At 43.2% G+C, this 13,233-nt stretch carries 16 protein-coding genes; 3 read left to right on the plus strand and 13 right to left on the minus strand.

Going from position 1 to position 13,233, the window contains the following annotated elements:
• Positions 1–225: 225 nt before the first annotated feature.
• The 13 genes from ACW6QF_RS15165 to ACW6QF_RS15225 form a co-directional block, all read right to left on the minus strand.
• Positions 226–1,554 (minus strand): formylglycine-generating enzyme family protein, encoded by a 1,329-nt coding sequence (locus tag ACW6QF_RS15165; RefSeq protein WP_456088432.1) that lies wholly within the window; start codon positions 1,552–1,554, stop codon positions 226–228.
• Between the two features lie 42 nt (positions 1,555–1,596).
• On the minus strand, positions 1,597–3,174 hold the full coding sequence (locus tag ACW6QF_RS15170) for a formylglycine-generating enzyme family protein (RefSeq protein WP_456088433.1): 1,578 nt from the start codon (positions 3,172–3,174) through the stop codon (positions 1,597–1,599).
• A gap of 94 nt (positions 3,175–3,268) precedes the next feature.
• Positions 3,269–3,712, minus strand: coding sequence for a hypothetical protein (locus ACW6QF_RS15175; RefSeq protein WP_456088434.1), 444 nt, complete (start codon positions 3,710–3,712; stop codon positions 3,269–3,271).
• Positions 3,713–3,727: 15 nt separating this feature from the next.
• Positions 3,728–4,129 carry a hypothetical protein gene (locus ACW6QF_RS15180; RefSeq protein ID WP_456088435.1) on the minus strand — a complete coding sequence of 134 codons (402 nt, stop codon included), beginning with the start codon at positions 4,127–4,129 and terminating at the stop codon, positions 3,728–3,730.
• Between the two features lie 4 nt (positions 4,130–4,133).
• Positions 4,134–4,676, minus strand: coding sequence for an RNA polymerase sigma factor (locus ACW6QF_RS15185; RefSeq protein WP_278629847.1), 543 nt, complete (start codon positions 4,674–4,676; stop codon positions 4,134–4,136).
• Positions 4,660–4,884, minus strand: coding sequence for a hypothetical protein (locus ACW6QF_RS15190; protein ID WP_278629849.1), 225 nt, complete (start codon positions 4,882–4,884; stop codon positions 4,660–4,662). Before ACW6QF_RS15190 ends, ACW6QF_RS15185 begins: the two co-directional genes overlap by 17 nt.
• Positions 4,885–4,914: 30 nt before the next feature.
• Positions 4,915–5,271: a hypothetical protein gene (locus ACW6QF_RS15195; RefSeq protein WP_456088436.1), complete on the minus strand. Its 357-nt coding sequence runs from the start codon at positions 5,269–5,271 to the stop codon at positions 4,915–4,917.
• A 613-nt stretch (positions 5,272–5,884) separates the two neighbouring features.
• The gene (locus ACW6QF_RS15200; RefSeq protein WP_456088437.1) at positions 5,885–6,904 is read right to left on the minus strand and encodes a hypothetical protein; all 1,020 of its coding nucleotides are present in this window, start codon (positions 6,902–6,904) and stop codon (positions 5,885–5,887) included.
• A gap of 127 nt (positions 6,905–7,031) precedes the next feature.
• Entirely contained in the window at positions 7,032–7,577 is a 546-nt protein-coding gene (locus tag ACW6QF_RS15205; protein ID WP_456088438.1) for a DJ-1 family glyoxalase III, read from the minus strand.
• 7 nt (positions 7,578–7,584) lie between these two features.
• Positions 7,585–8,439, minus strand: coding sequence for an energy transducer TonB family protein (locus ACW6QF_RS15210; protein WP_456088439.1), 855 nt, complete (start codon positions 8,437–8,439; stop codon positions 7,585–7,587).
• A 9-nt stretch (positions 8,440–8,448) separates the two neighbouring features.
• On the minus strand, positions 8,449–8,859 hold the full coding sequence (locus ACW6QF_RS15215; protein ID WP_298549791.1) for an ExbD/TolR family protein: 411 nt from the start codon (positions 8,857–8,859) through the stop codon (positions 8,449–8,451).
• 68 nt (positions 8,860–8,927) lie between these two features.
• Positions 8,928–9,638: a MotA/TolQ/ExbB proton channel family protein gene (locus ACW6QF_RS15220; RefSeq protein WP_005640108.1), complete on the minus strand. Its 711-nt coding sequence runs from the start codon at positions 9,636–9,638 to the stop codon at positions 8,928–8,930.
• A 38-nt stretch (positions 9,639–9,676) separates the two neighbouring features.
• Positions 9,677–10,402 (minus strand): pyridoxine 5'-phosphate synthase, encoded by a 726-nt coding sequence (locus tag ACW6QF_RS15225; RefSeq protein WP_298549790.1) that lies wholly within the window; start codon positions 10,400–10,402, stop codon positions 9,677–9,679.
• Positions 10,403–10,487: 85 nt separating this feature from the next.
• Between ACW6QF_RS15225 and ACW6QF_RS15230 the strand changes: the two genes are divergently transcribed.
• The 3 genes from ACW6QF_RS15230 to ACW6QF_RS15240 all read left to right on the plus strand — a co-directional run bounded on the left by ACW6QF_RS15230 (position 10,488) and on the right by ACW6QF_RS15240 (position 13,122).
• On the plus strand, positions 10,488–11,147 hold the full coding sequence (locus ACW6QF_RS15230; protein ID WP_298549788.1) for a CBS domain-containing protein: 660 nt from the start codon (positions 10,488–10,490) through the stop codon (positions 11,145–11,147).
• Positions 11,148–11,181: 34 nt separating this feature from the next.
• Positions 11,182–12,060 carry an NAD kinase gene (locus ACW6QF_RS15235; protein WP_298549786.1) on the plus strand — a complete coding sequence of 293 codons (879 nt, stop codon included), beginning with the start codon at positions 11,182–11,184 and terminating at the stop codon, positions 12,058–12,060.
• A gap of 234 nt (positions 12,061–12,294) precedes the next feature.
• Positions 12,295–13,122 carry a hypothetical protein gene (locus tag ACW6QF_RS15240; protein ID WP_456088440.1) on the plus strand — a complete coding sequence of 276 codons (828 nt, stop codon included), beginning with the start codon at positions 12,295–12,297 and terminating at the stop codon, positions 13,120–13,122.
• The last annotated feature ends 111 nt before the right edge of the window (positions 13,123–13,233 follow it).

The following is a 13,233-nucleotide window of genomic DNA, read 5'->3' on the forward strand; positions in this document are numbered from 1 at the left end:
TGAAAGAAACACAAAAAATGTTGAAATCCAATGAAAAATAACTATATTTGAACCGTCTAATCAGACGCACTTAGTGGTATACTTTTCAATTACTAAGTGGAGTACTTTTCAGTTATTATCTACAACAATGGCGATAGCCATTACTAAAAACATTCTTTTCATACAAAATTCTCCTTTTTTAATTTATTATATATAAAGTTGATATTTTCTTGTTGACGCAGTGAATTATCGGGAGTTGGCAGCATCAGTCCTTACCACCCGGAAACCGACATTGGCGTACCCCTGAGTGCCCGTCTTCACGTCATCCGATTTCTCGCTGCGACAATCATCGCGTTTAGAGTCCCAGCTACCCCCTTTGACGATATACGAACCGTTTACATCAGTCGAGGATGTCCACTCCCAACAATTTCCCCAAAAGTCGATACCTCCGCAAGCACCGGGCGACTTACTGTAAGCATCCACTGACGTTAATCCGGATTCCACGTGATCGGAGTTCATGGCGACATCCTTGGGCATGTGACCGGCACCAAGAATCCACTCTTCTTCACTTGGCAAGCGGTAGATGTGCTTTCGATCCTGCTCCGTGAGCCAATCACAATAGGCTTTGGCATCATCGATTGTGATATTAACAACCGGATAGTTGTCCTTTCCTTTGTCATAGGTAAATCCGGCTTTGAAAGCGGCGTATTCGGCATTGGTGACAGGCGCATAGCCGATGTAGGCGTTCAGAGCTGAAGCACCACGCAGCACCATCCAAGCATCCTTCGGGTTCTCGTCCTTTCGAGGATCGATAAACCGGAGGAATTGTTGCTGTATTCGGATGTCGCGGTTCTGAACCATTTCGTTCACAATACCCTGCATGTGTTCCACGATACTGTAAGTTCTTGCCTCACGCTCCAGCTCACGGAGTTTGTTTTTCTTTCTTGCCACCACTTTGTCATAACGAACGCCCATTTGCTCCAGTAGTGCTTGTCTGTTGGCTTCCGTCGGTTTCCTTCGGTATTGGAGGAAAAGGGTGTGCGTCTTGGAATCCATCTTAGGCCGTCCTTCTTCGACAAGCGGGGCACCGGGCTTGTCGAACTCCAATTCATTCTCCACCAAGTCATCGGGGCTTATAAATATTCCCGGCTCCACAGTCTGATGTACGCCGAAATAATGTGCCACAAGCCCGTCACGGTAGATGGAAAGCCTATATCCTCCGTAGAGGTCACAAGGCAAGGTGGAGATATAATAATCCTTGCCGGGCATGAAGCCGGACTTGTCGGCTGTGTTGAACGTGATGATAGTGCTTGCGTTTTCTATATCATTCACCGTCGGTTTTCCCTGAGCGTCCTTTTTGATACTTGCCGTACCTGCCAGTGGATTGCCATCGACACTTTCCAATTCTATCTTTGTTACACCCGAAAGACGGATGTTAAACTTAATACCGCAGCAGATTGAGGAATTATTATATACGCCTTGTTTGTCTGTTTGTACGGTCGGAATTACCATCATATTTGTATTGCCATTCTCTTGTGCGGACATAACAGTGGCCGTCACAATGGCAATAGCCATTGTTAAAAACAATTTTTTCATATTTGAATATTGTCTAAGGGATTAAATAGAATCTGTTCTTACTACTCTAAAACCGACATTGATGTAGCCTTGTGTGCCAGTCCTCACAACGTCCGATTTCTCGCTACGGCAATCATCACGGTCAGAGTCCCAACTGCCTCCCTTGATGATATACGAACCGCTCGCGTCTGCCGAAGAAGTCCATTCCCAGCAATTGCCCCAGAAGTCGATACCTCCACAAGCACCAGTCGTCTGACCGTAAGCGTCCACTGCCGTCAATCCCGGCTCCACATGACCGGAGTTCATGGTAACATCTTTGGGCATGTGCCCAGCACCGAGAATCCACTCTTCATCGGTTGGAAGACGATAGGTATGAGAGTTGTCTTGAGTTGTAAGCCAGTCGCAATAAGCTGTGGCTTCAGCAATCGTGATATTCACTACCGGATAATTTCCCTTTCCTGCGTCATAGATAAAGTCTTCTTTGAAAGCTGCGTATTCAGCATTCGTTACAGGTGCATAACCGATGTAGGCATTTGGTGCAGATGCGCCACGCAACACCATCCAAGCGTCATTCGGATTATCGTCTGTCCGAGGGTCAATGAGTCTTAAAAACTGTTGTTCCAATCGGATTTCACGATTTTCAACCATCTCATCCACAATACCCTGCATTTCTTCTACGAGGTCAGGAGTCTTTGCCTCCCTCTCCAACTCGCGGAGCTTAGCTTTCTTTCGTGCCACAACTTTGTCATAGCGAAGCCCCATTTGATTCAACAACGCCTGTTTGTTTTCTTCTGTCGGGTCTTTTTGATATTGGTGGAGAAGAGTGTTCGTGATGGCATCCAGTTCCGGGCGTTCTTCTTCTACAAGTGGGGCATCCGGGTCGTCAAATTCCAATTCGTCCTCCACCAAATCGCTCGGGGTTATGTAAATAGCACGTTCCACTATCTGATGTACACCGAAATAATGAGCAACCAAGCCGTCTTTGTAGATGGAAAGCCTATACCCTCCATAGACATCGCAAGGCAAAGTGGAGATGTAATAGTCCTTGCCGGGAGTGAAGCCGGATTCATCGGAAGCACTAAAAGCCATGATGGAATTGGCGTTTCCAGTTTCATCGATTACAGGCTTTCCCTGAGCATCCCATTTTATTCTAACCGTACCGGATAAGGCATAGCCGTCAACACTTTCCAACTCGACCTTTGTCACGCCCGGCATCTGGAAGTTAAGCTTTATACCGCCACAAACAGTGTGGAAATTCAAAGAATTAGAGATTGTACGAGCCACTGCCACCGCCGACTTTGCATCATATCCGTTGCCTCTGTCAGTTTGAATAGCGGGAATGGTTAGAGTTACACTTTCATAATCAGAAGATACCATACCGTCTGTCGGAAAAATACCGTACAAAGGATTGTCATCGGTGAAAGTGTCTTCAACAGTGCCTGAAAGACTCGACGTGCTACCGGATTCTTGTGCTTCTACGGAGACAGTTTTTCCATCGTAAAGCAACAGGATGGCATCGCCTGCACTCCAATTAGTATAAAGTCCGTCAGAGAGAGTTGCGGTAAGGCTTTCCTGAGTTGAATCCTGTTCTTGTCCGCCGGACAATACGGTATCTTCCATTTCTTCATTCCCACACGAAAACAGTGTAGCCAGAAAGAGGAACGATAAACCACACAAACTGAAAATTTTCAATATCTTTTTCATAATCAAATCGTTATTTATAAGCTTTTTTCTTTTGAGAGCGATAATACAGACGGTTCATCATTTCCCTTTCCAATTTGTAAACACGCTCAATCTGCTTCTGTGTCAGAAATTGGCTGTATTCCACATAATACTTTTTCCTTAGGTCAAGTATCTTTTGGCTGTGGTCAAACCGCTCTTTCAGTGTTTGTTCAGTCTCTGCATCCGTACGATCTGAGGTCTCTCTTTTAGGTCTGGGACCGAGTGCCCAGATTTCTTGCTGGAATCGGCAAAAAGTTGCGATAAACTTTTCTGAGGTCGTATCGTCCATCGCCATTTCCTTTGCAATATATTTAGCCTGTTTCTCGGCTAATTGTTCACGTGTCATACGTTGTCTGCTATCCTTTTGGGCATAAGTGCTTACGCAAAAAGTGGTCATTGCCATAGCAAACAGAAGAATTCTAAAAATACTTTTCATGATTGGTCTCTTTTATTAATTTATAAATAAATCGTCCTGATATACGGTAAATAGATAATCCTGATCGGCGTTGCTTAGGTTTGAGAAAGCTTGTTCAAGCACCTCAAAATCGTTCGTCTTTTGATGATCGGGCAGGATGTTGAATATAAGCAGCAACGTAACGCTTGCTGCTACAAGTCCACCAGATATAGAATACCAAAGGCGATAGTTCCGTTTGGGCTTGGACGGTGTCTCCGTTTTCTCGTCTTTTACCTGCTCGTTCATAAAAAGAGGTGTGAATGTTTCTTGAACGTGGGCTGGTGTCACTTCATCTTTTACCCGCTCCCACACCTGCTTTTCCATATCATCCAAAAAACCTTCAGGAGCTGTGTAGGGCAGACGTTTGCCTATGCGGTTGAAATCAAAATCTTTATTCATATGATTAATTGTTTAAGTTCATATATTTGATAATCTTCTCTTTTGCGATATGATAGCATGCTTTCACACTGTCTGTCGTAGAGCCTGTAATTGCGGCTATCTCATCATATCCCAGTTCATTATAGTATCGCAAGTTGAAAGCTAACTGTTGCTTGGTAGGCAATGCCAAGATAGCCTGTTGCAGCCTGACCGTTTCCAAATCGCTGTAGTCCACATAACTGTCTGCTGCCATTCCGCATAAGGAAATATCAGGGCTATCAAGGGAAACTTGCTCATCCTGACGACGACTTAACAAGCGTAATGCCTCGTTGGTCGCTATGCGGTAAACCCATGCAGTAAGTGAGGTATCGCCCTTAAACTGACTGAAAGAACGGAATATCCGTACGAATGTTTCTTGTGCGGCATCCTGTGCATCAGCGTGTGACACGACTAAACGGCGGATGTGCCAATAGACCGCCTCTTTGTATTTAGCCATTAGAAGCCGGAAACCGTTTTCTGGATTTTTTCTTATTGCCAAAAGGATGTCCGTGTCATTTCGTGTTATCATAGGGCACAAATTCGGTCATTGCCAAATATTCTTCGGCGGTGAAACTACTATTACTTTGAGAGGTTATGTTAGCTTGTTCTGCAACGACAATCACATGATGGCGATGCGGATGACGGCGCGGAGTTTTGTGTATGATGGTACAAGCATTAAATAGCAAAATGATTCCTACCGTCGCTATACCTAACCTCCCTTTTGTTGCAAAGTTCATAATTATAAGAATTTTGTTATATTTACTCTATTATCTTTTCGTGTACAGCTTTTTTCTGCCATCCATTACGAGCATTATTGGTTTCTTTTTATCTGCTACAAAAGCATCCAATTCCGCCTCTGCCGTCGCTATTGTCAGCCTTGTCATCTTGGCATACTTCTTCACGGTAAGATATTTGTGTTTCTCTAAATAAGCAACCGCCATTGCCAGACGTTCCTTTTGGGTGAAACGATTATTGACATGAACCGTTACCGCCGGCTGCGTCACGACAGTAACTACATTACGTGGATAATAGTTCCGACGCCAACGCTGCGCGTTTGCCGTTTCACATACTAAGGCTAAAGCCATCATCATTATCGTAATTTTCCATTTTACTATTGAGTTCATAATTTTAAAATTTATGCGTTATACATTACATTTCACGTTTCTATTCACGAGCCCGTTTGAATGTACATTCTATATATAAGACCTTGCAAAGAGAGGAAAGTAAAATCAGAACAATAATTTTTCTCTCTTTAAAATCTGCTTCAAGTTGACCTTATAAAACATAAACCTTTAAATAACAGCTGATTAGTAGATTTACAAATTGTGGAAAGTGAGGCACAACAAATTCATGTCCCATTCAATAAACTATCATACTTTAATTATTTTTATCCTACTCGTCTTAGGATTTTCGGCAAGTGCAGGGTGCAGCTATATCTATATATATAGCTGCACCCTGCACTTGTGAAATACACTCTGAAAATCAACAACTTATAAATGCATCAAAAAATACAGTGCAATCCCCATTTTTGCACCTCTCATTTCCCATCCCTCCGTTCCCTCTCGAAAATCAACCCAATAAAAAAATCCCCTTATTTATTTCCTGTTTTCAGTCCAAATTCGTACATTTGTACCAAGTTATCAGAGCAGAGCGAAGAAACGCAAAGAACTCCGCACAGTTACTAATTCGTTACCTGTTACCTAACTTTTTACTCTTTACGTCTTGACAATTAGTTAATTAAACTTTTCCCGCAGTTTTTTTGGGAAAAAAGAATTGTGGTTTTCCTCCTCTTGTCAGTTCTCTGCTAAAGGCTAATGGGATAACTTGAATTGCGGAATGATCAATATTCCTTTCTGACATGTATTTGTCGAAACCTGTTTCTTCAAAGAACTCTCTTAGAATTTCATTTTTTACATGATTTTCTAATATTTTTATTCCACTATGGGCGGGAATAGGTTCTACGACTCCACTGATAGATCCTAACATATTTGTAAAAACTCCAACTTGAATCTGACGTGGTTTCAAAAAAAATTGTAATTTGTTCTTCTTATCACCTTTTTTATTATTCATATACCATACGGTTGAGACTCCTATAGTATTAGCCATAATGGAATCTTGAAATGACTTTAGTGTTTTTTGTTGTGATAAATCCATTATCCGAATAGTGCTTTCTCCTTCGTCTGATAAGGGTACGTCTAATGTTAAATTAGTTCGAATTTGGTCATAATAGGTTGCTGTTTGCAAAGTACATGAATAAATATTTTTATCAATAGTGGGATCAAATGATACAATTCTTAATGCTTTTCCATTTGTCGTTTTAGGCTTTTGAAGGATGTATTCATCTAAACATTGTTGCGTCTTTCTATTTATACGTTCATCGAGTTGGAAGGGAGTTTCAATAAACCCTTCAATGCTAATATGTGAGTTTGGATTTTGTATATAATTGATGATTTCCTTATAAGGAAAAGATGTGTTCACGATGTTACCGTTAATGAACAAGTTTAAATTTAAAATGTCATTTTGATAATATCCTTTTTTTAAAGCAATAGAGTAGTCTATAAATGTGCTATCGGGTAGATTCTTATAATCATGGTCACGTAATAATGCTTTTATTGCGCTATTTGGATAAAAGAATTTAATTTTAGATGCTGATAAATATAATGTTATTTTGTTTTTCCTGCTAAGATATAATTTATAACCACTATTAAAAATTGGGATAATTGAAATTATAGCTATTATGAGTAGTATTATTTCCATATGAATTAGGTCTGTTTAGTATTAGGTCTTATTTATGGTTGATATACTTATATTATAAAAGAGAATGTTACAATACTTTGAGTGGTTACTTTATCGTAACATTCTCTTTTGAATTTTTGTTCTTATTTTACAAAAGCAACCCGGCTGCCACCTCTTCCGCAACCGCATCGTTTTTGATGGCGGCTATTAGGGCAAGGCCGAAGTTCATGACCAGTCCCGGACCTTTACCGGTTATCACGTTGTCGGAAACTTCAACGGCTTCACCGGTAACATTAGCACCGATCAGCTTCGGTTCAAAACCCGGATAGCAGGTGGTATTGCGGCCTTTTAATAATCCCAGTCCGCCCAATACCATCGGGGCGGCACAAATAGCTGCTACGATACGGCCTTCGCGATATTGCTGGAGCAACGCTTCCTTGACCGGTTCGGAACTATTCAGATTGGCCGCACCGGGCATGCCTCCGGGAAGGATGAGGGCATCGATGTCGTCGAGTGCTGCCTGCTTCAATGTCGTGTCGGCTGTGACCGGAACATTGTGTGCACCGATGACAACCGGATCGGCCGTGATGGAAACAGTTGTAACTTCGATTCCACCGCGACGCAGAATATCGACAGTCCCCAGGGCTTCCATTTCTTCGAAACCGTTAGCTAAGAATACAATTGCTTTCTTCATATTATTTCTATTTTAGTTTATACAGATAGGTAATCGTACCGCTCTGGTTGTTAGCGCCGCTGATGCTGTTGAACTTGGCACGTTTGGCCGCATCCAGAGCACTCTTGCGCATGGAACCGTTGTCGATGTTCGTTCCCTTGCCTATTTCTGCAAATATAACATTTCCTTTCGGATCTACCGTAATGTTGATTACGATTCGTCCCTCTTCCTGGATCGTGTAGGCAGGGCGTGGAAGACCTCCTGCACCGATCGAACGTCCGTTCAGGTTGAACGAACCGTATCCGCCAACGCCTTCATTAGCCCCGTGGTCGGAGTTCCCGAACGGGCTGCCCTGATTGCCGGTTCCTGATTCGGCATCCCCCTGGCTGTTCCCTTCCTGGCTACCCATTCCGAAAGCCCCTGCGACCTTGTTGCTGATGGCCTGTTCTTTCTTGCGACGCTCTTCGGCGAGGCGTTTCTTCTCGGCTTCCTCCTTACGGATGCGTTCTTTTTCAGCTTCCTCTTTCCGTTTTTTCTCTTCTTCTTTCCTGCGTTGCTCTTCTTTTTCTTTTTTCTTCTTTGCTTCTTCGATTGCAACGCTTTCTTCGATGTCCTGCGTTACCAAATCTTCCTTAGGAGTTTCCACCTTCGGTTCGGGTACAGGAGGGGGAGGAGTCGTTGTTTCCTGTGGGGGTTCCTGTCCGGTATATTTCGGTTCGAAAGTCCCGGCTGCCGCATTGACATTTCCGAAGTTCACCAGTATGCCGCCGTCTTCATCAGGAACGACGGTTTTGAGAACCGTGAATCCCAGAATCAGCAGGATGAACAGGTGGAAAGCTACCGAACCCGCTATACCGTATATGTCATCTTTGTTTAACTTCATAAATCTCAACTATTTCTGCGCTCGTGTGGCAAGCACCATCTTAAACTTATTCTCGTTTGCGATGTTCAGAATACGTACGATTTCCTTATAAGGTACCGTTTCGTCTGCATACAAGGCTACAAACATCTCCGGCTCTTTTGCATAACTGTCTTGCAGGAACGGGGTGATCTCTTCGAAAGACACTTGTTTTTCCCGCTGGTTACCGAAAGCAACATAGTAATTCAGATTCGCATCGATCGTGACACGCGTCAGCGGCTTGGCAGCAGTCTGCTTTTGTGCCTGTGGGAGCGTCACCTTGATGGCGTTCGGAATGACCACCGTTGAGGTAACCATAAAGAAAATCAACAGCAGGAATATGACGTCCGTCATAGAAGCCATGCTGAAGCTTTCATTTACTTTTGTTCTTCGTTTTAAAGCCATAACTTTTTGAGTTATGATTTATGTTTATGATTGTATCTGTGACGGGATAAATCATAAATCATAAATCTTCAGTTTGCGGGTTCGTTCAATAAGTCCATAAATTCCATTGTACGTGCTTCCATCTTGTTCACTACGTTGTCTACCTGCGAAACCAGATAGTTGTAAGCAAACAATGTGATGATACCGACAACCAGACCACCTACCGTTGTCACCAATGCTTCGTAGATACCTCCGGACAACAAGGTTACGTCTACATTCGTTCCGGCATTTGCCATATCGAAGAAGGCGCGGACCATACCGGTTACCGTTCCCAAGAATCCTAACATCGGAGCGCCGGCGGCTGTTGTCGCGATCAATGGAAATCCTTTTTCCAGTTTGGCGATCTCCAGGTTACCTACATTCTCGATCGCAACCAGTACGTCGTTCATAGGGCGTCCCAGACGGGTGATGCCTTTCTCGATCATACGGGCGGAAGGGGTGTTGGTGCTCCGGCACAGGTTCAGCGCCGAGTCCACTTTCCCTTCGTGGATGTAGTCTTTGATACGGTTCATAAATGTTTCATCCTCTTTACCCGCGCGACGGATGACCATCAGGCGTTGGATAAATATATAACATGCCATCAGCGACAGTAATAATAAGACAACCATAATCCACCCCCCTTTAAAAGCCAGGTCGATTACATTGATTTCAGCTTCCGTGGGTGCTGTTACCGCCGTGAGGTCCGGCATCTGTTCTGCTGTTTGTGCCCCTACAGCCTGCAGGGAAAGTAAAATACTCATACCTATTCAATGAATAATTAAAAATGAATAATTAAGAATTAAAGGGTTGTGTCTTGTAAACAACCTTTATAGAGTGAAATTGTTTCTTTCAATCCGTAATAGAGTGCGTCGCAGATCAAAGCATGGCCGATGGAAACTTCATCCAACCCCGGAATATTTTGATGGAAATACGCCAGGTTTTCCAAACTCAGATCATGACCGGCATTGACACCTAATCCTAAGTTTTTTGCCAATGTGGCTGCGGCAATGAAAGGAGCGATTGCTTCTTCACGGTTTACAGGATAGCGGGTTGCATAAGGTTCCGTGTATAACTCGATACGGTCGGTTCCTGTCTTGGCTGCCAGTTCGATATTTTCGAGATCCGTTCCGACAAATATGGATGTACGGATGCCGTGTGAAGTGAAAGTATCGACTAATTCGCTCAACAGGTCGAAGTGAGCTTTCACATCCCAACCTGCATTGGAAGTGATGGCATCGGGAGCATCCGGTACAAGTGTCACCTGCGTCGGTTTTACTTTCAGAACCAAGTCTATAAATTTCTCGCAAGGATAACCTTCTATGTTAAACTCTGTTTTTATTTCCGGTTTCAAGGCATATACATCGCTATACCGGATATGGCGTTCGTCCGGTCTGGGATGGACGGTAATGCCTTGTGCACCGAAAGCTTCACAGTCTAATGCTACTTTTAATACGTTTGGTACATTGCCACCGCGTGCGTTACGAATGGTTGCAACCTTGTTAATGTTTACACTTAAATTTGTCATCGTATATCGTTATATCTTTTTTCTTTCATTACATTTGCACAAAAGTATCGGCAAATTTAGCAGTATTTAGGGAATATACAGAAGAATGTTGGTGAAAGATTTCATAACGAAGGAACTTCCGGTGTTAAAAAGTTTTGACACTGGAGAATACGCATTAGCCTTGATGGATGATTTTAAGTTAAAGCATCTGCCATTATTAAGCGAAAACATATATCGGTGCTTGGTGTCGGAGAAAGAGCTGTTGGCGATGCCCGATCCGGCGGCTACTATCGGCGATCCGGTACTGTTTTCACCGAGTGTCCAGGAAAATACGCATGTTCATGAAGCATTGGCTTTAATCACCCGCTATCAATTGAGTCTCCTGCCGGTAGTCAATTCCGAAGGGGAATATCGTGGGGCTATTACGCGTGATAAGCTGATCGATATCCTGTCCGAGCTTTGCAATGCCGATACGGCGGGGAGTGTTTTCGTTTTGGAAGTGATGCCGCAGGATTATTCGTTGACGGATATTGCCCGCCTGATAGAAGCGAATAACGCGCATGTGTTGAGCCTGCTTTCCTATACGGATAAGGATACCGGACGGTTACAATTGATTATAAAAATAGATCTGGAAGATGCTTCGCCTGTCATCCGTAGTTTCGAACGTTTCAACTATACGGTTCTTTATTATTTTATGGAGAAAGGGATGGTAGACGACTTGTTGCAGCAGCGGATGGAGGAATTGGTTCGTTATATGAATATATAAGGAATTGAAAATGAAGAATTGAAATTGGAAAGGTATGAAGAAAGTTGGGGTTTTCGGTAGTGAGTATCAAGCAGACAAGCAACTTGTGATCAAGCGCTTATTTGAAAAGCTGGCTTCTTTGGAGGCAGAGGTCTATGTGGATCGTGATTTTTACCTCTTCCTTACGGATGCCTTGAATTATGAACCGTCGGTATCGGGCATTCTGACAAGTGACGAGTTCGATTTGGATGTGGCGTTGAGTTTGGGGGGGGACGGGACGTTCCTGCGTACGGCTGCACGTGTTAATAAGCAGGATATCCCTATTTTAGGCATCAACACCGGCCGTCTCGGCTTTTTGGCGGATGTGGCAAGCAATGATATTGAGGATACACTCGACGAATTATTCAAAAACTATTATAAGATAGAAGAACGTACATTATTACGTCTTCATACGGAGGACCGGGTGTTTCACGGCTATAATTATGCTTTGAATGAGATTGCGATCCTGAAGCGGGACACCTCTTCCATGATCACGATTCATACGGCGCTGAATGGTGAATACCTGACTTCCTATCAGGCTGACGGCTTGGTCATCTCTACTCCGACAGGCTCGACTGCTTATTCGATGAGCGTGAACGGTCCGATCATCATTCCGCAAAGCAAAAATCTGGTTTTGAGTCCGGTCGCACCGCATTCGTTGAATGTCCGCCCACTGGTTATTCCGGATTCCTTTACGATCACGCTGGGAGTGGAAAGTCGGAATAAATATTTCCTGATCGCCCTTGACGGGCGTTCCGAGATATTCCCGACCGGCATACAACTACGGGTGAGCAAGGCTGATTATATGACCAAAGTGATCAAACGTTACAATCATACCTTTTACCAGACTCTCCGTGAAAAACTCATGTGGGGGGCGGATGCTCGGATGAAATAGGATTGAAAAACTATGTTTTGTAGCATGTTTTCGTTAAATCGAGTTAAAGAAGTGAGATTTCCAAATGAATATGTATGCTACATAACATAAAGTTCATATATTTGCACTGTGTTTTTCATGGTATTAGATTTAAGGTTAACAATGAAGATTGGCTGTCCGTGATGGATGGCCTTTTTTTTTTGAAACAAATATTAGAGAATCCGTGTTTAATCGCCATAAACGAAAAGAATGGTTATGAACAGGATTCTATTTTATATTGGGGCATTGGTTTTGTTGTTGACGGTTAATTCCTGCATAAAAGAAGATTTGGAGGAATGTCCTCCTCAATTTACGGTAAAAGTATTTATCGAGGATAAACAGTATATAAATATCGGTGAGATTCCTCAGTTGAACAGTAGAGATGAGACGCTTCCTTTTCGGGACTTTGTGGGGACGATTCATTATTCCTTGCACAACCTTCTAACCGGGGAAATTGCAGATTCTTCTTCTTTTGTCCCTGTTGTGGATGACGCAAAGTTTTATATGATTGCGTTTCATAATATACCCGATGGCCGATATGAACTGACTGTCTGGGGGAATGTAACGCAAGATATGGACCCGCGTATCCTGCATGCTGATGGTGCTGAACAGACCGACCTCTTTATGGCTACATCCACTCTTGATTTCACGTCGGGTTTTCAGACGACCGATGTTCTGATGAAGCGGGTCAAGGGGAATTTAGTGCTTATTTGTAATAATTTTCCTTCTGATTTTACGCATGTGGAAGAGAAAATCAGCTCGGTTTATCAATCGGTCGACCCTCATTTTGTGTATTCAGGAAGTACCAATGTTGTAAAGACGGCCCCTTTGCTGCCGGTTAACCAGTTCTTGCTGGCTCCGACTGTAAACGGAACGAATTCTACTGTGAATCTCCGGTTCTTTAATCCGAACAGTGCTGGCAACAAGTCTGCCATAGAATTTCCTGAATTTAATGTGACATTGTCTCGCAACAAAATATCTGTCATTTCCGTAGACTATAATCCCGAAACGATTTCCTGGAAAATCAGGACATCCCTATTTTAGGACCTTTGCTGAACACGGATTTCCGATTTGGATGTGGATGGCAGTGACATTTTGATAATCTTAAATTCATATTCCTCTGTCATGCAGGATGTGTTGCTGCGCCGCCTATGT

This window comes from Parabacteroides sp., from assembly GCF_977054455.1.

Excerpts from the sequence above, each read along its gene's own strand:
- ACW6QF_RS15225 (WP_298549790.1), bottom strand. The coding sequence starts at position 10,402 with ATGACAAATTTAAGTGTAAACATTAACAAGGTTGCAACCATTCGTAAC.
- ACW6QF_RS15210 (WP_456088439.1), bottom strand. The coding sequence starts at position 8,439 with ATGAAGTTAAACAAAGATGACATATACGGTATAGCGGGTTCGGTAGCT.
- ACW6QF_RS15235 (WP_298549786.1), top strand. The coding sequence starts at position 11,182 with ATGAAGAAAGTTGGGGTTTTCGGTAGTGAGTATCAAGCAGACAAGCAA.
- ACW6QF_RS15165 (WP_456088432.1), bottom strand. The coding sequence starts at position 1,554 with ATGGCTATTGCCATTGTGACGGCCACTGTTATGTCCGCACAAGAGAAT.
- ACW6QF_RS15195 (WP_456088436.1), bottom strand. The coding sequence starts at position 5,271 with ATGAACTCAATAGTAAAATGGAAAATTACGATAATGATGATGGCTTTA.
- ACW6QF_RS15200 (WP_456088437.1), bottom strand. The coding sequence starts at position 6,904 with ATGGAAATAATACTACTCATAATAGCTATAATTTCAATTATCCCAATT.
- ACW6QF_RS15170 (WP_456088433.1), bottom strand. The coding sequence starts at position 3,174 with ATGGAAGATACCGTATTGTCCGGCGGACAAGAACAGGATTCAACTCAG.
- ACW6QF_RS15220 (WP_005640108.1), bottom strand. The coding sequence starts at position 9,638 with ATGAGTATTTTACTTTCCCTGCAGGCTGTAGGGGCACAAACAGCAGAA.
- ACW6QF_RS15205 (WP_456088438.1), bottom strand. The coding sequence starts at position 7,577 with ATGAAGAAAGCAATTGTATTCTTAGCTAACGGTTTCGAAGAAATGGAA.
- ACW6QF_RS15190 (WP_278629849.1), bottom strand. The coding sequence starts at position 4,884 with ATGAACTTTGCAACAAAAGGGAGGTTAGGTATAGCGACGGTAGGAATC.
- ACW6QF_RS15175 (WP_456088434.1), bottom strand. The coding sequence starts at position 3,712 with ATGAAAAGTATTTTTAGAATTCTTCTGTTTGCTATGGCAATGACCACT.
- ACW6QF_RS15215 (WP_298549791.1), bottom strand. The coding sequence starts at position 8,859 with ATGGCTTTAAAACGAAGAACAAAAGTAAATGAAAGCTTCAGCATGGCT.
- ACW6QF_RS15180 (WP_456088435.1), bottom strand. The coding sequence starts at position 4,129 with ATGAATAAAGATTTTGATTTCAACCGCATAGGCAAACGTCTGCCCTAC.
- ACW6QF_RS15230 (WP_298549788.1), top strand. The coding sequence starts at position 10,488 with ATGTTGGTGAAAGATTTCATAACGAAGGAACTTCCGGTGTTAAAAAGT.
- ACW6QF_RS15240 (WP_456088440.1), top strand. The coding sequence starts at position 12,295 with ATGAACAGGATTCTATTTTATATTGGGGCATTGGTTTTGTTGTTGACG.
- ACW6QF_RS15185 (WP_278629847.1), bottom strand. The coding sequence starts at position 4,676 with ATGATAACACGAAATGACACGGACATCCTTTTGGCAATAAGAAAAAAT.